At 54.0% G+C, this 20,318-nt stretch carries 10 protein-coding genes; 2 read left to right on the plus strand and 8 right to left on the minus strand.

The annotated features are described in order from the left end of the window. Nucleotides 1–63 precede the first annotated feature (63 nt). Nucleotides 64–2,403, plus strand: a complete 2,340-nt coding sequence (locus tag Poly51_RS17395) for an McrB family protein (RefSeq protein WP_146459042.1) — start codon at nt 64–66, stop codon at nt 2,401–2,403. Next, nucleotides 2,400–3,656, plus strand: coding sequence for a 5-methylcytosine restriction system specificity protein McrC (locus Poly51_RS17400; protein ID WP_186775628.1), 1,257 nt, complete (start codon nt 2,400–2,402; stop codon nt 3,654–3,656). Before Poly51_RS17395 ends, Poly51_RS17400 begins: the two co-directional genes overlap by 4 nt. Nucleotides 3,657–3,698: 42 nt before the next feature. Here Poly51_RS17400 and Poly51_RS17405 read toward each other — a convergent pair whose 3' ends face one another. The 8 genes from Poly51_RS17405 to Poly51_RS17440 form a co-directional block, all read right to left on the minus strand. Continuing rightward, complete coding sequence (locus tag Poly51_RS17405) at nt 3,699–6,497, minus strand: helicase-related protein (protein WP_222435880.1); 2,799 nt, start codon at nt 6,495–6,497, stop codon at nt 3,699–3,701. Next, on the minus strand, nt 6,494–8,569 hold the full coding sequence (locus Poly51_RS17410) for a hypothetical protein (protein ID WP_146459044.1): 2,076 nt from the start codon (nt 8,567–8,569) through the stop codon (nt 6,494–6,496). The genes Poly51_RS17405 and Poly51_RS17410 overlap by 4 nt, the downstream gene beginning before the upstream one ends. After that, a complete protein-coding gene (locus tag Poly51_RS17415) occupies nt 8,570–9,895 on the minus strand; it encodes a hypothetical protein (RefSeq protein WP_146459045.1) in 1,326 nt (441 codons plus the stop codon). It lies immediately after the preceding gene. Nucleotides 9,896–9,958: 63 nt separating this feature from the next. Next, nucleotides 9,959–10,909 (minus strand): ATP-binding protein, encoded by a 951-nt coding sequence (locus tag Poly51_RS17420; protein ID WP_146459046.1) that lies wholly within the window; start codon nt 10,907–10,909, stop codon nt 9,959–9,961. A 12-nt stretch (nt 10,910–10,921) separates the two neighbouring features. Continuing rightward, a complete protein-coding gene (locus tag Poly51_RS17425; RefSeq protein ID WP_146459047.1) occupies nt 10,922–13,636 on the minus strand; it encodes a phospholipase D-like domain-containing anti-phage protein in 2,715 nt (904 codons plus the stop codon). A gap of 3 nt (nt 13,637–13,639) precedes the next feature. Beyond that, nucleotides 13,640–16,654 carry an anti-phage-associated DUF1156 domain-containing protein gene (locus Poly51_RS17430; protein ID WP_146459048.1) on the minus strand — a complete coding sequence of 1,005 codons (3,015 nt, stop codon included), beginning with the start codon at nt 16,652–16,654 and terminating at the stop codon, nt 13,640–13,642. Then, entirely contained in the window at nt 16,651–17,220 is a 570-nt protein-coding gene (locus Poly51_RS17435) for an anti-phage-associated DUF3780 domain-containing protein (protein ID WP_146459049.1), read from the minus strand. The genes Poly51_RS17430 and Poly51_RS17435 overlap by 4 nt, the downstream gene beginning before the upstream one ends. Next, the gene (locus Poly51_RS17440) at nt 17,217–20,312 is read right to left on the minus strand and encodes an anti-phage-associated DUF499 domain-containing protein (RefSeq protein WP_146459050.1); all 3,096 of its coding nucleotides are present in this window, start codon (nt 20,310–20,312) and stop codon (nt 17,217–17,219) included. The genes Poly51_RS17435 and Poly51_RS17440 overlap by 4 nt, the downstream gene beginning before the upstream one ends. Nucleotides 20,313–20,318 lie beyond the last annotated feature (6 nt).

Raw genomic sequence — 20,318 nt, forward strand, 5'->3', positions numbered from 1 at the left:
TGTGACGCTCGCTGTTGCCTGGGATCATATTGCGAAACGCAAGCAAACCATTGGGCGCAACGAATGAACTCTGACGAACTATCTGCCAAAGCATTGACGCAAATATCAGCTACCGGTCTTGAATTCGACGCGCCACCACTCGGCGAGAAGCTGAAACGGAATGCCGGCAAAGTAATGAAGGAAATTCCCCTTCAGCGCTTGCAGGCGGGAGGAGAGCCTCTCAATCAGCAACGTGGTTCGCGATATCAGTGGGGCGAAGGAATCATCCTGAATCGTAACTCACGCGTTGGAGGCGGGTTCTGGACAAACATGCCGCCCTCACAACTTGAAGACTTGCGTCAGGTAACCGCCGACCATCCCGCGATCTTTCTTTTCTGTTACTACGAGATCACTGACGGCAAATTACATGTTTGGGCGATTCCGGACGAAGTTGCGTTTCGGAGCCTTGCGACCGTTCAAGAGAATCAATCTGGCGTGAAGACGGTCTTCATTGATCTTCGTACTCAGCGATTCAGTTACGCCAGTGACGCTCCGGACCTGACGTCCTACTACCGTGAAATCAATCTTTCTGATGCGGAGATTGAGGCTTTGGCGGCGAGCGTCAAGCAAGATGCTGCGGCGAAGGAGTTAGCCGTAAGTCAAAGCGACGATGAAGAAGACAGTCTGGACGATGAATCATTGGACTCGGAACGATACAACCAGCAAACCGTGGATTACTTGCTTGAGCTACCAGAACATACGACGGACGGCGAATGGCACGTTGCAAACAAGGAGCGTTTTGAACTAGTTTTGAGAGATCCAACAAATCATCTTCTTGAAGCCCTACGAGAAGATTGCATTTCCAGACTTGATCCAGCAGTGGCTGGCACTACCCACAATGTGTCAAAGCTAAAGAAGAATGACTTCGGCCGGGGAGGCTACAACGATCACTATTGGGCAGCTTTCTTTGACCCGAACGCGAAATCGAAGATCAAGAGTTGCCAGCTGTTCTTTCGGATGCTTGGGAATCAGCGTCATTTCAACTATGGCTTCGCATTCGGCAACGACTGTGACGTATACATTGCTAACCTGCACGCCGCGATTGCGGGGAATAGGCCTGCGGTCCAAGAATACTTGTTGAGCGCCCCGGACGGCACCGTGGTCGGGCTTGATGCGTCTGACGATAGGCTACCGATCGACGTCCGGGTTTTTGCGGCTCAGATTGGGGAGGCCGATAGCGAGTCTGGTCAGCCAACCATTTCGCCCTCGGCACCGATCAGCATCATTCGTCAATTTGCGCTGGAAGAGCTTCCTCGGCTCGCGGAAACATTGGCCAACGATATCGGCGAGTTTTTCCGTTGGGCCTGGCCTTTCTTCGATGCAGCGAGAACAGGAGTTTGGAGCACAGGAAGTCGAGGCCGGGTCGTGATCGACGAAGACGAATCTGAAATCGAAGTCGATGAAGACGCTCCGAGAACCCTTCAACAACTAAGTGAACTCTCCGCGTTGTCAATCAACCGGCTGCAAGAGATTGAAGATGCATTGCTGACCAAACAGCAAGTAATTCTCACCGGACCTCCAGGTACAAGCAAAACCTACATTGCACAGTTGTTCGCGCGATATTTCGCAGCCGATCGAGAAACGAATTCACAAGGTGACCACACGACTCTCTACATGCATGCAAACTGGGCGTACGAGGATTTTTTCGAGGGCATCAAACCGTTCACCGCAGACGGCGTTTTGAAGTTCGAGCCGAAGCTGGGTTGTTTCTTGGAATGGATCGAATCGTTAAGGAGCTTCCGTCCGAACGCGAGGCACGTGCTTGTCATGGATGAAATCAATCGTTGCGACACGGCGGCAGTGCTCGGCGAATTGCTGCAACTGCTTGAATACCGCGGTCGTGCGGTGCGTTTGCTTTCCGGGCGCATGTTTCGTTTTCCCAGCAACGTTTACATCATCGGTACGATGAACAGTGCCGATCGTTCGATTGGACGCATGGACCTTGCCCTTCGTCGGCGCTTTCTGTGGCTCGATCTTGTTCCTGACTACGACATCTTGCGCACATGGCTGAAGAGACCGGGCAATAACCCCGCAAGATTTTCTTGCGACGCTCTCAGGTCGTGCAATCAGTTGCTCCAAGATCGCGGTATCGCGCCCGAACAACAGGTGGGCCACGCACTATTCATGGTCCAAACGTTCGGAAATGAAACTCAAGCGTCCGAAGACAAACCGTTGATCCCGCAAGCGTTGAAACGGATCGTCCGCTTCAGCGTGCTTCCGTACGTGAAAGAGCTCTGCGTGATGCAATTCGGACGGGTCGATGCGAGCCTTGTATCTCAAATCGAGCAAGTGTTACTGGAATGCTTGACGGAAAATCCCGATCAACCCGCGATAACCGATCCATTGAGCGAGCCGGACGCGTGACTCAAACACTCGCCGCGCCGCCGAGGCCTCGTAGCTCAACCGACATCGTGTGCGATGAAGCCGGCACAGCGAACCCGCGCCATTGGGAAGGACCCGTCAGCGAGATCGGATCGGACTACAACGCGATTCTCTCGCATGCACAGAACAAAACGATACGAATCGTCGAACACACAAATAGGATTGAGATTCGAGGTCGTGACCGTGTCGGCGTGATTGAACTACCGAGTGGACGGCGGATACTGCTCAGCACCAAGATCCCTGGTGTCATATTGCTCGATTGGCTCGTCTATTTGCAAGAATTTCCTGACCTTCAGCTCTGGGCGTCGGGCGGCAGTGTTCAGCAGAGTGACAGTTGGCAAACGGTGCTCGCTCGGCTTTTCCTGCGAGAGCTTGAAATCGTCACACGTTGCCACCTGCGTAAAGGCTTCGTGCAAATGAGCGTCGACTCACCGCACGTTCGCGGACGCATCCTTGCCGGACGACTTTCGCAACGAATGTGGCGATTGCCAGCGATACCACAAGTCGTACGCAGCCGCAGTTTAGACACGCCGGCAAACCAGATGCTTGCCGCAGCGCTCGACCAACTCGTCCTTTTCCAGTCGGATCTCGGTCCAGACGAAGTTCGATTGTTCCAACAACTACGCAACGAGTGGTCCGCGGTTTCACGCGAGAGCGTCGATCGCCAAACCGTCATCCACACCAGTCTTTCCGCGCCGCCGGATGGATATCGTTCGGCACTGCAACTCGGAAGACTTCTGCTCACCGGAGCAACGATAGATCAAACCAGCGGCTTCGGCGGCCACACATTTACGCTCTCGCTATCGCGGATCTGGGAGCTAGCGCTCACTCGCATGTGCCAAGACCTATCGCCACAAACCGGATGGAATGTCACGTCACGTTCCAAATCCGTCCGACTCTGGGACGACGCACTCGGTACAGACGATCCCTACCGGTCCCTGATCGCCGACACGTTGCTAGAACGCGAAAGCGAACGTTGGATACTCGATGCAAAATACAAACGGGGCTTCGGCAACGAGGACCGCAACGACCGATTCCAAATGTGTGCCTACGCATTGGGCTTCGGTGCAAAGCGTGCGACCCTCGTCTACCCGTTTGCCAATGATGATCAGCCTACACTTCGCACTCTATTGTCGACCACCTATGGCAGTGCCCCCGTGAATATTGATGCGATCGCACTGCCGATGGCAGAAGGTCCAGTTTCGTGCAAGGCAGGTTTGGAAGTTCAACTGTAGCAGTGTGGTGTAGAGTCTATTCACTTTTACGTTCCGTCTCAGCTAGGCTTCAAGTCGGAAGGAAAGCTCGCGAGCGGCTGACTCTGGAAAGGGAATGCGACTAGCCAACTTGTCTGTTGTCTTCGCATCAATGCGGTAGTCTTCGCCCATCACAACGTTGAACCATCGCTCGCGATCCATCACAACTCGATACATCTTTTCGTCTTGTGTTTCTGCGATGAACGGCAGGAAGACCTGGATAGATTGCCCTGCTCTTTCCGCCTTCGCTCCGATTCGGTCGATCCGGCCGGTGCGCTGTTCTAAATTGCTGGGGTTCCAGCACAGGTCGTGGTGAATCATGTATCGGCAATTCAAATGTAGGTCGACTCCTTCGGACAACACACTGCTGGCCACGAGTACCTCCGGATAGAACGGCGTGTTGAAGGTCAGCATCAGGCGTTGGCGAGTTTCCGACCGCGTCTGTCCATTGACTAACCGAACGTTGGGTAGTAGCTGCTCTGCCTTGTCGCCTTGCAATTCATCGTCCTCGTATTCATTGACGTCATTTGCGTCGGCGACGTCGGCCCCAAAATGCGATCCTGTTTGGATTCGATTAACCGCGTCGACGTATTTGCGTCGTTGTTCGTCACTGCAGCGATTGGTTAAGAATGAGAAAAAGTCGATCACAATTTGCCGCAGAGAAATTCCGGACAAGTCGACTGCATCGAATGAGTGCTGAATCTGCTGCACTGCATCAAGCTCGCTACCGAGTGGGAAGAAACGAACCAGGAAAGACGGCGTTCGCAAGTTGCGTCGAACGATCCCAAGCAATGATTCCGCATCATCTTTCAATGAAGGGAATTCGCTGAGGAGTCGCATGACCTCGGTATCACACGCTTGGCGTAACGGACGGTCAGCGTCAAAAAATGTGTTGCCAATTCGATTCAGCTCGGCGCTCACGTCGGTTGTCTCGCAATTGAGTTTTTCGCAGCCCATTCGTCGAATTTCCGCGTCGAGCGCAGCAGATATTGAACGACGCAGCGCCCGACCCGTCTGTACGTAGTGGCAAAACACAACGGCCTTCTCGCCACGTTTCCAAATGTCGAGAACGCGGGCGACGGTTGCATCCACTTTCGGATGCTCCGTCTGGGCGGCGCGGTTCCGCGGAATGAGCTTTTCCAAGTGATCCAGATACCAGGTGGCTGCATCGTCGGTGGTCGCAATCACCACGCCGTCATCGTCGTCCTCATCAACGGAGCGTTCGCCCTCTTTGTTTCGCGTATGCAAGAACGCTTCGTAGCTCGACGCCAAGCCTTCCGCAAATACCGGACGCGATTCCGGATTGCATGTCGATGCACGAGAGGCAAGCAGGAACGGCAGCAACGCTTCACCTGAAACAGCGATGCCCGTGTCGTCGTTGGTTGTTGAATCCAACGAGATTGCGTTGCCAGAGCGTCTTTCGCGGCGTGGCACATCCGGGTAGTCCGGCAGTGATCGCAGCTTCATGTGCCGCAGGACCCAGGGGCGAAGCAGGCTTTCAGTTTCCTTCAATCGTGTTTTTGCTTGCCCAAATCTTGCTTTGACATCGCTGGTCAACGGAGCCAGATCGTCAGTCGCTTGAACCGCCATCCACCACTGCTCAACGCTCGCGTAACGGTCGTCGCCGATAACCAAGTCATCTTCTCGAAGTTTTCCCCAAACATGATCCAAACCAACGGCGGTTTCCTGAGCTCGATCCAAACTCGTTCGCAGCGTTTGCTTGGCGACTGCGTATCCGTCGCGTCCCATCGAAGGTGCAGACGGCCCCGTCCAATTCACGCCATCGAACCGATCCATCACGTTGCATAGCTCACCGTGTCCGAGCTGAAACGGTGTCGCGGTCAGAAAGAGCATGCGTTCAAACACGCCAGCCAATGCTCCCTGCATCGCGACCGCGTCGGCCTGCGAATCTTCACTACGAAATAGCGATGCCAACCGTGTGCCAGAGTTCTTCAGGTGGTGGGCTTCGTCGAGGATCAGCAACGGCAGGCTGTCATGGAACTTAGCCAGACACTCTTTCCATACTTCACTCAGACGACTCTTGATCTCCTGTCTTGCTTTGACCACTTTTTCAGGGTAGTGCTTCGTTCGGCGGATCGGGATTTGCTGCACGGCTTCAAATGCAAACGATAAATCCAAGTCCGGCAGAACATCTGTAATGGCCTCGGGAACCGGATCGTCAGTCAACTCAACCAAACCTTCTAATAATCTGCGCCAACGCGTCGGCGGTGATTGAAGTAGCTTGCTCCAGATCGTTTCATCGCGATTGGTGAGCCATTTCATTCGCAGCAAGTCACCGAGGTTTCGCCCCATCGCTCGCTTCAAGTCGTCGATGTTTCGGCGGCGATGCAGGCTTCTTTGTATCAATGCCAACGTCACCCAGGGATCATCCAATCCCCGACTCATCGCTCCGTGAGTCATGAAGATTAACGAGCATCGTTCGCTTGGTGAGTCATCAAGTAGTTTCAGAAAATCGACGCCTTTCTCGACCAATTTTGATCGCAGTCCACCCGCAACCTCGCTCGGCAAACACGCTTGGCAAAACAATGAAAAGTCACCCGGCCACTTTTCCTTGAGCGACGAAGGCACCATCACCACGACCGGCCGATTGCCTTGATTGGCCAAGGCTGTCGAAACGGCCACAGCGAGTGCGACGAACGTTTTCCCCGTACCCACTTCATCGGCCAGGATCATCCCCGGCTGATTCGCTAATCGTTTCAGAGTTTCCTCCGCCCAAACGCGTTGGCGATCAGCATCCTGTGTTGAGATACGGCCTTCGACATGCAAGTTGATAGATTGATGGAACGGATAGAGCGTACTCATGACTTCACCGCCTCGAACACCGATTGAACATACTGATTCAAATTGACAGGGCCGCCCTCGTTGGTATGCATTACTCGCGTTCGCAATGCTTCGATGACTTTTTGGATCTCTTCGCGATGCTGTTTGGGCGGGATGCATCCGAGCATGTGTTGCACCTTCACGCGGGAAAGTTCCAATGTCAATTCGGCCAACAAGAAGTTGGATTCGTCTGGCGATTTCGCTTCCCGAATGATCGCGTCGGCGAGTCCCAAAACACCGACCGGACCGAGCAACCGCCATCGCAGCATTTCCACCGTCGCCGCAGGGCGTTGCACCCGCTCGCGGATCGTTCGCAAGGCCCATGATAGCCGTCGGGTGCGTTGCAACAGAAAGCCACTCGTATCGACTCTTTTGTGCGGATCAACCGCCGTCACGTTACCCGCCGAATCTATCTTCGCCTGCTGTTTTAAGAACCGACGAATAGTCACATGGGGCGGTCTTGCTGAACTAAGTATTTCAAGCAAAACCTCAAGCGGCAGATCCTTCAATTCGTCCGGTGGCGGCAACGCGTCCGGCGAAGCCACGTTCACTGGCCACCACGACGTCGCCGTGTCGGATTCCAATCGCACGTCGAAACCCGATGGCGGACGAGACAACGACCACGGCAATTCCATCCGCATCGGCGAACCGCTGGCCGCCCATCTCACTGAATCAAACCAAGCGCCCTTCACGCCCTCGGCATCTATCGAGAACGCGGGAACTTGGCTGCTGGTGAACTCAAGTGTCACGATCGGACCGGCATTCGAGTCAATCGAAAACACCGCATCGCCAAAACAAACCGGCAGCGTCTTTTGCAACAGGTCTCCCTCGCCATCTTCGCTCGGCAGCGGTTTCCAACGTTGCTCGTCTTCGCCAACCGATTCGCTTTTCGGAAACGCTAGGTCGGCAGCCTTACGAGACTTCGCCGCGCGCTTGCCGTCGATCACGTAGACCAAGTTCGCCTCCAAATTGGAGCGTTTGCCGAGTCCCGTTCCAGGGCTGGTGAAATTGCTCGACCCGATTTGGTAAATCAACCAGCGATCATCTTCGAGCCAGATTCCCTTGGCATGAAGCGGACGGCCATCCGGCGGCATGACGCGAAGCATTTCAACCGTCGCGCTATCGCGTGGTGCTGACTTGGTCAACGATTCCGGCGCATGCAGCAACACCTTGCCGACATCGACCGACGCCGCGTCAAAACAATCTTCGGCAGTGACATGAAAACCAACACTCACCTCGCCACGCTTCCGCAGCAACTCCCAAATCTCGCTCGCCGGTTGATTCGCGGCTTCTGGCGGATCAAAGAACGGGCTGACCACATCCGCGGATAACGCCGGTGATGATCCAGGCCACAGGCTTACCAATTGAGCAAAGCAAGATTTCGCCTTGCCCTGATTGGGTTCGATGAACAACGGATGCACGCGAACACCCGACCGCTTCAAGTCGGCGGCGGCAACTCCCCAGTCGGCGCAGTCCTTTTCAACCCGTTCAATCAAGTCGTCCCAACGCTTGGCAGCGGGAGTGACGCTACCGGATGACGGACGACTGTAGCTCGACGCTCGCCGAAGAAACCCGAGCGTTTCAGTCAAGCAACCAATCGGAGCCTCGCCGCCATCGAAATAGTCCAGCACTCCGAACACTTCCAAGTTGCGACGGTAGCCATCCTCGGTCAAGTTCGCCGAGCCGATGATCAACCGCACCCAACCGGACCAAACCAGCAAGGTGACTTTGGCGTGTTGGATGCCCGGCAATCGCGCCGGCATCAAATCCCAACGCAGGCTGCGGGTGCCGCGGCAATGATGGGCGTCAACCAGGACCGCGGCGCACGCCAACTTGGCCAGTTTGTCTTCTCGCTCGATCAAATACGCCGGCCCGTCGTCGGTGGGATTGGTTTCGAGTCCGATGAAGCTACCCAGGCACTCTTCTTCAAAGAACGCCGCGTTGAACGTGAACGATGTTGCGATGCAGCCGATGGCATCACCGGCCTCGTCGGGCGGCACCCACGCATCGAGCAGTTTGCCGACACCGGGCTGAAGAGCTTTCTTTTTTGCCATCTATACAACCAGCCCTAAATCACTCGCGAACGACCACAACGAATTCGTTCGGTAGGCATGCACATAGGCGTCATCACAACGCGGCGAATACTCGCGAATGTAGCCTGGCCGAATCAGAAACGAACCATCATCAAACCGATCCAGCCACGGCAACTTGCCCGCCGGCGGTTTGTCTTTTTGAACTTTGACGTGGAAGGCAAGCAAACGCTCTACCCAGTCTTTCGCATCGCTGGGCTCAGAGAACACTTCAAATTGTCGTGCGAACCGATCCGCAAGGTTGAGCGGCGAAAGGGTCTCGACAACTTGTGGATACACTTTCGGCAGTATCGTCGCCGCCTCCACGACCGACGCCAAGCTTGCCAGTTCGCTTGTCTTGATACGCTGCTTGTGCAAAGCCATGAATCGAAGCGATTCTTCCCACGCATCTTGCAGGTAGCGACTGAATCGCTCGTATGCAGCAATCGCGGTCAGCAGCTCAGCAAGCGGCACACTCGCGTTTCCAATCAACCACTCATGAAATCGTCTTTCCGACGCATCGTCAGTCGCGACTTGGACCGACCAAACCTGCTGGCCAGCCTCGGACGTCAACAAATCGAAGATTTCGCCACGATGTCCAAGGCCCGACTTGTTGCCAGCGTCTTTTGCAATGGAAAGTCGAATCTGTTGCGACTCTTGAATCTCAGCTCCATAGATCCCGAAGTGCTCGGCAAAGAAACCGCCCCAAGTCTTTCTTGCCGTTGCTCCGTGCTTCAAGCCATCTGTGATTCCGTCAATCAATCGCTGACGGTGCGAACGTCCCGGCCCATCGCCATTGCCCAGAAAACCCTGCAGCCCTTGCTCTGTCTCCCAAGCCAGCAACACCTCATATCCCGCGTCACCAAGCCGGCCCGACGTTTCAATCCCGATCTCTTTTGCCAACGCTCGATATATCCCGTGAAAGCCGAACGTGCGGGCACCCTTCAAGTAACGACGTTCCGAAAGTGGCACGCCATCGGCCCGGGCCTTGTCCGCCTTATCACGTCCCGGTAAGCCACGCAGCAACTTCGGATCGTTCGTTGCCCGAGCCAACCCTTCGACGACGTACCATTCAAACACCTGCCAAGGTTCGCTCACCCCATCATCGGCAACCGTGTCCTCATCAAAAACACTGCACAATGAAAGCGACGCCGCGATCGTGGTCAGGAATCGCGGATGCGTTTGCCGCTCCCGCACCCCCGGCACCATCCGCGACGCCAACGCATCGGCAATCGGATACATCCCCAACGGATCAATCGACCCCTCCGCCGATTCCGTTGGGTCGGCTTCGCTCAACATCGGCATTAGCATTGGCGTAAATCCGCGTCGTTGTATTTGTCGTTATAGTCGGATGGTAATGTTCTTTCTCGGAAGTCAATCTTGCGGTAACACAGAACTGATTTGTCTCTCAAACTCATTCATGGCAACAGTCGTCTTGATTCCATCCGGCCAATCGCCAAATCGAACTGGCTGACCGACATGATTTTGCGTCACCGGGCGAAACGAAAACCCAACGCTTTTCCACAACTTATTGATCGCCTGCAACGCACCTGACTGGTCGTAAGCTCGTCCGCGTAGTGGAATGCATAGTTTCGTTGATGCTTGTGGCAGCAATGGTGTGGGCGAACCCAGAAAACATCGAGTCTCATCGAAATGCTCCCCAGTGGTACGGATTTCCCAGCAGTCATCTTGCTTTGTGTGTTCAACAAGCACACCCCAGCTCGCCGCAGATTGAAACGAGACATTGCGGATATGAAGCACCATCAAGATTTCAACAATACCCGTCTCTGTTCCGAGAAACTTTTCAACATGATATTCGACAAGTAGAATTTCTAAGACGGCGCGAGTTTCTCTCTGCCGAAGCAATTCAACGTGGAAATGGGGTGCTGGCTTCGTGTGCCCGTCAATTCGGTAGTAGTAGTGCTTGTCAGACTTTGCCTGGTGAGGTGCCGCAGGGCTGTCTTCAACTGCAATGACAAAGATGGAATTCGTGTTATCACCAGTAAGCGGAATTCGATGTATCCTAAAATGTCGTAGCGGATATTCCACCGATTGCTCGACCATCGTTGCGAGATAGTCCTTCATTGGCTGATTGCCAACTGTTTGCTCGCATGGCTCAACGCTCTTGCGGTCGCTCAGTCCAAAGACGAGGTTGCCGCCACCCGAATTGGCAAATGCCGAAACCTGTTTTGATAACACTTTCAAAAACTCGTTCTTACTTGACGCCTCAAGCAACGTCGCACTCTTGAACTCCCAGCGATCGTCTTCGGCTGGCGGAATGCTTTGCAGAAGATCATCGGTCGTGCAAGTTGCCCAATCAATCATTGTACTAATCCTTTACCAGGGCTCGGACAAACGATCGACGATATCGTGGCGAGATAAGACTCGCGAACAGGTCTCCCAACGGTTGGCGTCGGCATCGACCGTGTCTTGGTATCGCATCTCGAAGACATCACGAGCTTTTTTTCGCAAGTGAATGTATTCGTCCATCTTGTCTTCGAGCTGTTCGATATCCTCGATCCAATCGTCGTCGATGGTGTCAGGCAACCCACCAAAAATGTCGTAACGATCTTTCATTCGACGCGACAGCACTTGATACACACGCTCGTCTTGTGTGTCGTGGTAAACCAAATTCAGCATGTCCACGGTTCGGCGTGCCTGATTAAACCGTTTGATGCGACCGAGTCGCTGCTCCAACCTGGATGGGTTCCAAGGTAAGTCGACATTGATCAACGTGCCGAGTGTTTGCAGGTTTAGCCCCTCGCAAGCCGCGTCCGTCGCGACAAGCAATCTAAGGTCTCTCTTCTTCACAGCGTGCTTGAGTTCCTCTCGTTCAACGCTCGCAAAATCCGCGTTACGGAACAATCCGCTTTTGCCCGTCCCCGCGTAGACACCGACCGGTTCATTCGGAAGTACCGCTGCCAATTCTTTTGCGACCGAAAACGCCGTATCGAAATACTGGCTGAAGACGATGCACCCGTGTTCCAACCAAGTTTTCCCTTCGGTGCGATGCTGGGTGAGAAAATATCGTATCGCCGCCAACTTCGGATCGCGGGCTTCCGGTCGTGATAACTCCTCAACAATCGTTTTGAGATGTTGAATTTCGGCTGGAGTCGTGTCTTGCAGAGTTTGCTCAATCAAGAGTGGCTGTTCTTCTTCTTCTTCATTGTCGGCGACATCGTTATGAAGCAACTTTCGCGCAGTCGATTCTCCTGACGCAAAACTGGAACAAATACGCTGCAACAACAGCGACTTCATGAACCCCGCCGCCTTGGTTCGTTTCTTTAGTTCATCGGTGTACGCCTCTGCGGCCTCGTAAGCCAAGTCGAATGGATGATTCGTCATCAAGCCCAAGCCGCTAAACCCAACACCGGTATACGACGACGCTGGAGCGTCTGGATCGGGGTGAATGTCAACGCCCACCTTCTCCATCAAGCCGGCTTCTTCGAGCGTTTGCCGGCGTCGCAATACAGTGTGGCGAACGATTGGGTTGTGTTGTTGCAAGAATCCCGGCTCGAGTGACTGGCCAACCGCTTGTTGTTCCAAATACTCCAGCGATCCGAATCCACGGTCGGTGAAAAACTGGGAATCGGGTAAACCAAGTCCTAAACGAAGCGTCGCGAACAATGCATCTTCTTTCGCCGGTGGCAGTGGATTGCGTAGCCATTCCCAAGCGTCTTGTTCGTTGTCCGGAACCTTGTCGCCTTTGACGACCGGCAATGATCGCTGGAAATCAGCCCATCGACCATAAAGTTCACGCCCCAGTACAAAATCCGCACCCTTATTCAGGATGCTCATCAAGTCCCAAACTTCCTGTACTTCGGTTTGGATCGGTGTCGCTGTTCCAAGCACCATGTTGCGAACCCGAGGCCCGATCTTCAGCATGAAGTCCAGCAAATTATTGGGCTGTCCGCTTTTCGGACCCACGCCGCCGCTTCGCCGAGCCTTGTGAGCCTCGTCTAGGATCAACGTGCCGTACTTGCGTTCCAGCAACAGTTGACGTTCCTTTGTGTGCTGAACGAGCAACCCGGTCGACACGATCGCGATGTGGAACGGACATCGCAGGATGTCTTCCGCGCCACGCGTTTTGATCAAATGCCCTTTGGGATCGACCCACATCTTTTTGTTAGACAGCCAAACCGCACTTGGAACGCCCAATTTGTCCTGCAACTCGACCTGCCACTGTAGCGTCAACGTGGACGGGCACAGAATCAGAACCGGCCCGTCGCCCAGAAGCGCTGCGACCATCGCACTGGCCGCCATCGAAAGCGTCTTGCCAACTCCGACTTCGTCGGCCAATAGCAACCTCGCCTTCCCGTAAATTTCACGATGCTCCAAAAACATCGTCACAAACGATCGCTGCCAAGGCTGCAACTGTTCGCCACCGCGATAGATCGGGCTTTCGGCCAGTGCCGCGCCAGGCAACTCTTTCGTTTTTACATCCTCGAAACGGATCTCCACACGATCGGCAACCCGTTTCACCTCCTCGATGATCGCATCCGGAAGCGCAAAGGAGTCTTCCCAGAGTGCGTCGAACTCTTCCTCCACCCACGCAACGCCTTCGTCTGACCGATCCTCCCAAAGAATCTCATAGTTGTGGGCAAACGCGCTTTTGGTTTCATTGATCGAACCCAGAAAACACGTCTTTGATCCATCGCCTGCTTCAATCACACCCGCTTTGCCGTGAATAAAGACGCGGTCCTTTGGGACAACTCGGATCTCCACTCGACCCGAGGTCAGTAGCTCGTGCAATTGCCGATAACGATCCCGATGCAACAACGCCTCGACTTCTGAGGGCGCCTCATTCCAACGTTCCTTCAGCGCCGTATCGCGAACGTGTTTGGAGATGACCACATCGGCAGCGTCCAGTTCACTGTTGCAGATAATCTGCACCTTGGGGATCGAAGCGACTTGTTCGCCGACAAGCTCAAAGATCGAACTGCGGAAATAGCCCGCGATCCGTTTGTACGACTTGGCGTTTTGCAAACGCTGAGCTAGAAAGGCATGATCCAAGCGTTCGCGACGCGATGAAAAGCGAGAGATGTTAGTCATGCGTTATCCAATTCGTTGGTTCCGAATCAAATCACGCAGCACCCGCGCCGAGGCCGCTTCTTCAGGACGAACCTCTTCGAGCCGCTTGGCAAGGTAGTCGGCAAACTCCCTAGCCATTTCTCGTTGGTTCATGTCACCAAACCAATTCGGGACGTTCATCGTCAGGTGGGCCAGCACATCATCGCCCTCTATATCGCCGGTTAATTCCATGACCGCGTATAAGACCGCACGGAGAACCGATTGATGCAGCTCCGATCCTTCGCCCATTTCTGATCGTGCCAATTCGACGGCGCTCTTGAGCCGTGCCGAGTTCGCGCGGCGACTAGCCATGAACGCTTGGAAGTCACGCACCTTGAAAGCTTTGGCAAAGTTCTGGTAGTTGTCCAGCGTCTTGAAGCCGCGAGCCTCCATGTCGATCATCTTCAAGATAAATCGCTCCGCCCCCATCAGTTTGTCCCAGTGCGATTTCGCGACGCCTTGCGGGACCAAGCACTGATTAGCTGTGTTGACTGCGTAGCCGATCAAGTCGTCCACGAACGTGATTTCACCTTTGACGCGGGGGCGGATAGATTCGCTGGCCATGTCGCGTCCGTCGATCGTCGAGTAACGCGTCAGCACACGTAGGGCGGCAGCGTAACCAGCCATCTGAATGTCGGCATCCTCGAACACGTTTTCATCGCGGTATAACCCTTTGGCTTGCTGGTTCAGTCCTGTCAGTGATTCAACTTGCGACTGCACTTCTTCCTCGATTTCCCAAGCCAATTCATCGCGAGTCGTCTTGTGCTTGCCGAGTCGCTTGCGGCAGACCAACAGCACTGTTCCTTTGACGTTATTGCCATCCCGCAACGCGCTTTCTGTCTCGGTTACGACATACCAAGCGGCAGTGACCTGCAACCCAGAGGCCCAGACAATGTTCGCCATGTCGGCCCAGATCGAGCCGGACTGGTGAGTGAACATGATGACTTGAATGCCGTGATCGGGCATGCACTCGGTCATCCGTTTGTAGGCCGCAACCATTCCACGACGAAAGTCCTCGTCTTCGCCTTTGATCGCCATCGACCGCCGACTATCCCAAACCCAATCAGCAAACTCGGCAGGTGGATTCTTTCGCAGCCATGCGATGAAGAATTCGAGAATCTCCTCATATTTTACCGCGTCGCCATACGGCGGGTCAGTGACGTAAATGTCATGCATGCCGTCGATCTGGTCGCACGGGTGAGCATTGACAGTCACTGAAACGCCATCAACGAACGCAAAGTTCTTAAAGTTTTGAGTTAAGAATGGAGCCGCGTACTTGAACCCTCGGCACCCATAATTGGAAAGAGTGTTCAAGGCTTGATTGTCGAAGACGCCCTTGACGATCCCACCGCCTCCGCGAGTGTTGTTCCATCGGCTCAGACGAGAGTTGACGTTCATCATTTGCGAAAAACCAAACGCGAGACGCGCATCTTGCCCAATGCGACTTCGTACCATCATTCCCAGCAGCAACTGACGCGGGTTGAATAAGTGGTGCCAATAAGTCCATCCGCGTGTGCGAATCGGCTCGGAAGTCTTCTCACCGATCTCAATCTTCATATCAGGAATGAAACCTTCGGATTGCCATTCTGTAAGGTGTTTAGCAACCTCAGCCTCGACCACCTTTTCTCGTCGCAAGTCATCTTTTGTAACGCTGCGAAACTCGTAGTAAAAGCTCCGCCCGCTAGCCTTCGGTTTCATCCACTCAATTGCGAATAGCCGTTCTTGATATAGGTCATCTTTGTGCGGAACGAAATCTGAACGATTCCATTTCCGTAGTTTGTTTCCGGACTCTCCGCTGTCGTCACGAAAGTCACCGCGAAGAGTTGACAGTTTTGTGCGATGTTCGACTCCGTCGACGGAATGAGATAGATAGGGATCTGCTCCGCGCCCATCCGAGCGAACAGTCCCGATGGCTGCATCCTTCATGTCTTCGGCGTCACGTATAGCGCGAACCTCAATTTCATATCGCTTGTTTTTCGGATCGGGGATCAAATCAACTCGTGAATGGTATCCAACGCTTACAACCAGTGTCGGCAAAAGTGGCACCATCCATCCGGTCTGCGGACAACGCACTTCAAAGCAATACAAAAAGACCTTGGCACTCCATCCGTCACCGTCAGATTCAATTCCAAGCTGATCAATTTCACGTTGCACATCTTTAACGAGAGTTTTTTGATTCGACGCGAGATCGCGTATCCCTTCGGACTTGGAGCCAACAATGTTGAAATTCCCCCACGTCAGCATGCACGCAATAGGGTTGATATCCGATGCGTACGAATTGCAGCCGATTCTCGCTGCTTCAAACGGTATCTGTCCCGAACCGGCGAACGTATCGGCAAAATTAGCTCGATGGCCAAATCGCATGACTCCGAGTTGCTCAACAACTTCTTGAAAGCTGTTCGCATTAGTCCCGAGGTGAGAATTGACCGAAGCCCAAATGTGGTCATTGACGATCTCCGCCACTTCCTCTGGGCGGCTAACCTGGGCCACCAACTCACGGTAGGTTTCATCAGGTAGCATTTTAACCAAGAGCTTCCGTTGGTCTAACTTAGAGAGGTCGTCTCGCCATTGAACGGCTACACCTTCATACGCTTCATCACTCCAGTCGATCGGTGAGGACTCCGGTAGCGAGCCATCAGGTTCAACGATAAAAAAATCGCGAATGTTTTTGATTGATAGCTTCTCCAATATCTCTTTGGGTCGATGGTCTCGCTTCCAACGCGCGGCGAGCGATTCAATGTCCATCGCCATGAGCTGCTCGAAAACAATCAGGTCTTGAGAGGGATTATCTGTTGCCGGCATCAAACATCCCAAGATGCAAGCTCGATTCAGAATCAGCGGCTTTCGACCTTTCCAGTAAGATCCCAGCGACGTCAAGGTTTTTCCAATATGAGCCATTTGCTCCTTGTACGACTCCGCCGACAGCTTCTGCACAGGGAACAATTTTTCAATCAACGATGGTGCGTCTTTCAACGAAAAGGGGACGATCTTGTTGCTCATTCGGCTTCCTTGAACAATGGCATCAGAGTGCGTTCGACAGGGCGACGACGCTTCTTGGCTGGGTTGGGTTTTTCTCCATCAGAGAGCGCGTGGTAGAGCGCTCGTCGCCAACCACGCTGAGTGTCCTCGGGCAGTCCTGCTTCGGCGACCGTCATCGCAAATAACCACCAGCGTTCTTCCGGCCGCAAGGCGGCCCACTTGCCACAGATCACGGGCAGTTGTTCCGCGGTTGCTGTTTCGGCGGCCCAGGCCAACACACAGAGTTCCTTGCCGAGCAAGCGGTCGACCAGGTTTGTCCCCGAATGCCAGCGGCCCGTCGTCACCTTTGCAGCTTTGAGGCGCGTATTGAACTCGGCTCGCGATGCCGCAGTGATCGCGGACCAAGTTGGTCGTTTGAGACGAACGCGGTCTTCGTCTTGCGGCGATCCGTTCTCCATCCCGCCATAACCATAGTCCTCGACAATCAAAATCGACTCGTTGCGTGACGACGGAATCTCGACACGAAACAAGTGTGCCCCGAAAGTATCGGGGGCGCCAAAATCAACAGTTTTGGTTTTCTTACTCATCCTTGCTCAACGTCTTCAGTTTTCAATTCAATCCCTAACTTGCCGGCAAATTCCTTCAAATCATGGCCCGATGAAAAATGACCTTTGCGGAATGACATCGTCACTGGCGTCTCGGGAGTGAACTTCGTTAATACTTGAGTCAAAAGCGCCTCGATAAAGTCAGCTTCTACAGCGACCTCGCCGATGTTGACACCGATGACTTGGTTGCCTTGCCCAATCGTCAACTGGACGCCCTCAAACGTGACTTTCTTTTCGGCGGCCCGCGTCAGACCATCGAACACTTTGTTACGCGAGTCAAGCTTGCGACCGGTTTTGGAAATCATGACGCCGGGCTTAACGTCATCAATCTGTACGCCCGTTTTGCCAACAGCGGGAAACTTGAAATCTTTCTTGACCGATATGTCCTTGAATTCATCGACTTCGGCAAAGGCGCGTACCAACACATCCCCGTCCTCGATGGCAAACGGTTCGGTGTACGGTGTCCCTTCCCGTGGCTCGCTACCGTTGGTGGTGTAACGGATCGTTCCACGCGGTGCGACGTACAAGGCGATCTTGCGCCCCGGACCCGATCCGATTTCTTCGGTTCGCAACACAAGCTGGTTGGGCCATTCAACGGGGTCACCGGTTTCGTACAGCCCGGACGGGTCGGCAACGAGCAAGTTCAGCTTCAACGCCTTGGTCTCGAAATAGGCATCGCTCAGTACGGGACTCTTCTCGGTCACTGGGCCGTCTTCGGCATAGTGAATGCGAGCGGCGGGACCAGCATTGAGAGCCGAAATACGCAACCTGACTTTGCCTTCGTCATCGGGTCCGCTCTCGGGCGTGACTTGCGCGGACGTGCGTTTCTTCTTTGGGGATTTGGTCACATAACCATTGCCCAAGTCTTCCCACAGGCCGCGGTTACACGCGATCATCTTGAGGCTTTCAAGCCCCTTGGGAACGAGCCAGCACATCCCGGACTTCTCCGCTGACCGTTCGACGACGTCGGCCCAACGTGCTTCGTCTTGACCGTCGTTCCACAGCAGGTCTTGGGCCTTATCTCGGACGGTATCAAAGTCGGCTTCGACATCAAGGAACAGTTTGATCGGGTTGGACGTGAGCGTCTTTTCGATTTGCTCTTCGCCATCGAACGGCTTGCTGGTGTCGCGGGCAGACTCGAGTGGCTTGTGGACGAGTTTTGGCTGCTGGCCACTACGCTGGATCGGAAACAGCACCTTGTCGAATAGGTTCAAAATGGTGCTGTTGAAATCTTGCTCGTAAGACTGCTGCTTTTCTTCGAGATCTTTTCTTTGCGGGTGACCCTCAGGGATACGTTTGTCGGCGACGCCGGTGGCATAAAATTGGCGTGCAGCTTTGTCGATGCTTCCCATCGCCGATTTATCGCCGGTGAGGATGCATAGATTGTTCTTCCGAGTAAGTCCGTCAAAGAACTTTTGAACTTCCTCGGGCGGGATTTTTGAGTCTGGACTAACGATCAACAGGACACGTCCTTTGCGAACACGATCAGCGACGTCTTCAAGTTTTGGCAACGGCAAAACATCGTCGTAAACGGTCTTTCGGGTTGGTGCGAACATCTCCTTGAGTCGTTTGTCGATCAGGGCATCAATTTGATTTTGTGGTGCCTTTTCAGCGAGACTCTGCAATAGCTTGGTCAGGTTCTCTTGGCGATCGAAGTAAAAGCGACCTTCACCGGTGTGGTGCAGATACCAAGCGATTTTTTCGAGTTCATCAAAGGCGCTGCGAAAGTCGGACGGTTCACGCAGCGGCGAAATCAAGCACTCGACCATTTCCTCCACAGTCAACCCTTTGACGGAATTGACTGCGGTCGAAAGACTGGCCGTCAGCAATAGCGATCCCACTTGCGAAGCCGATTCCTGTCCGCTTTGCAAATCAATGATTTGAGCATGGGCGGATTTTTGCTTGTCCCAAAGATCTTTGGCGATAACATCGCGGAAGCCGGATATCTCGGTCAACTTCTCGCGAACTTCCTTGATCGAAAGATCGAAGTGCTGAGGTCCGATCAGGAAGACGTCATTGGCGTCGCGTTCCCAAACCGATCGCAACAGACGCGAGACCAACTCAATCAGGCCGCGTGTTTGACGAAAGTTTTCGTTCTCTTTGAACAGTGCGATGACGTTCTTGAGTTGCGGATGAAACGGATAGGTCGCGGAAATCTCATCGGCGATCGCTTCCGCTCCGCGATTGACACTCTTGCTCTTGGCGGCTTCTTCAAGTTTGCGTCCGAACGCATCGGCGATATCCTCGATCTCCGCGATGTCGGGTAGCGACGCGAACAGGCGTTTGCGAAGGATGTCGTAGATTTCGTTGTTGGATAAATCGACCGGCGTGATACTGCGTTCCTGTCGCCCCAATTCATTGCGGGCATCGGTGAGCGCTTTTTGGATCAACTTTCCGCCGGTGTCGTATGCGGCATCAAGGTCGGAGACGACGATGCATACGTTCTTCTTTTTGCCAGCCGCAGTCAGCAAATTGGCGAACGCGCGGGTGACAATGTCGGCGACGGTGCCGTTACCGACGCTCTGCGTGTCGTAGTACTGGAAGTACGGTGGCATTTCATCGAGCAGAATCAATACGGGATCGTCGCCATCGAGTAATTCCAGCCAAGCCTTCTCGTCGGGCGCTTTGGGGCCGTTGGTCCAGTACTTATTGAAGGTCTCCGCTTTGTCGAGTTGCTGAGCGATTTCTCCCCAGAAAAAATGGTCCGGGTTGTTACGGCCATTGAACGCCGCAACATTGGCAGACGCGAATGCATTTGCGGCAGACGTGTCGGTGCAATATTTGGCACGCAACTCGGGATTCGTCGCCAATAATCCAAAGCCAACGAGTAAGTGCGTTTTACCGCCGCCCATGGCCTGCTTGAGGTGGAAGATGGCTTCGCTGGACTGGCCAGCCAAGCGAGACATCCCCACGCCGATCAAATCCTGCATCCCCTCGGTGATGAACGTCTTGTCAAAAAACGCGCTGCCGTCGCCTTCGGACTTGATTAGTTCGTCGAGCTGCTCAATTTGGTCGCTCAGTTGGATCTTCAGAGCGTTTGGCTGCAGCTTGCAGGCATCACGGACTGTCTTCATCGAGGT

The sequence above is a fragment of the Rubripirellula tenax genome, assembly GCF_007860125.1.
Taxonomy (GTDB): domain Bacteria; phylum Planctomycetota; class Planctomycetia; order Pirellulales; family Pirellulaceae; genus Rubripirellula; species Rubripirellula tenax.

Coding starts and splice junctions, on each gene's coding strand:
- Poly51_RS17395 (WP_146459042.1), top strand. CDS start 64: ATGAACTCTGACGAACTATCTGCCAAAGCATTGACGCAAATATCAGCT.
- Poly51_RS17405 (WP_222435880.1), bottom strand. CDS start 6,497: ATGAGTACGCTCTATCCGTTCCATCAATCTATCAACTTGCATGTCGAA.
- Poly51_RS17410 (WP_146459044.1), bottom strand. CDS start 8,569: ATGGCAAAAAAGAAAGCTCTTCAGCCCGGTGTCGGCAAACTGCTCGAT.
- Poly51_RS17415 (WP_146459045.1), bottom strand. CDS start 9,895: ATGCTAATGCCGATGTTGAGCGAAGCCGACCCAACGGAATCGGCGGAG.
- Poly51_RS17420 (WP_146459046.1), bottom strand. CDS start 10,909: ATGATTGATTGGGCAACTTGCACGACCGATGATCTTCTGCAAAGCATT.
- Poly51_RS17425 (WP_146459047.1), bottom strand. CDS start 13,636: ATGACTAACATCTCTCGCTTTTCATCGCGTCGCGAACGCTTGGATCAT.
- Poly51_RS17430 (WP_146459048.1), bottom strand. CDS start 16,654: ATGAGCAACAAGATCGTCCCCTTTTCGTTGAAAGACGCACCATCGTTG.
- Poly51_RS17435 (WP_146459049.1), bottom strand. CDS start 17,220: ATGAGTAAGAAAACCAAAACTGTTGATTTTGGCGCCCCCGATACTTTC.
- Poly51_RS17440 (WP_146459050.1), bottom strand. CDS start 20,312: ATGAAGACAGTCCGTGATGCCTGCAAGCTGCAGCCAAACGCTCTGAAG.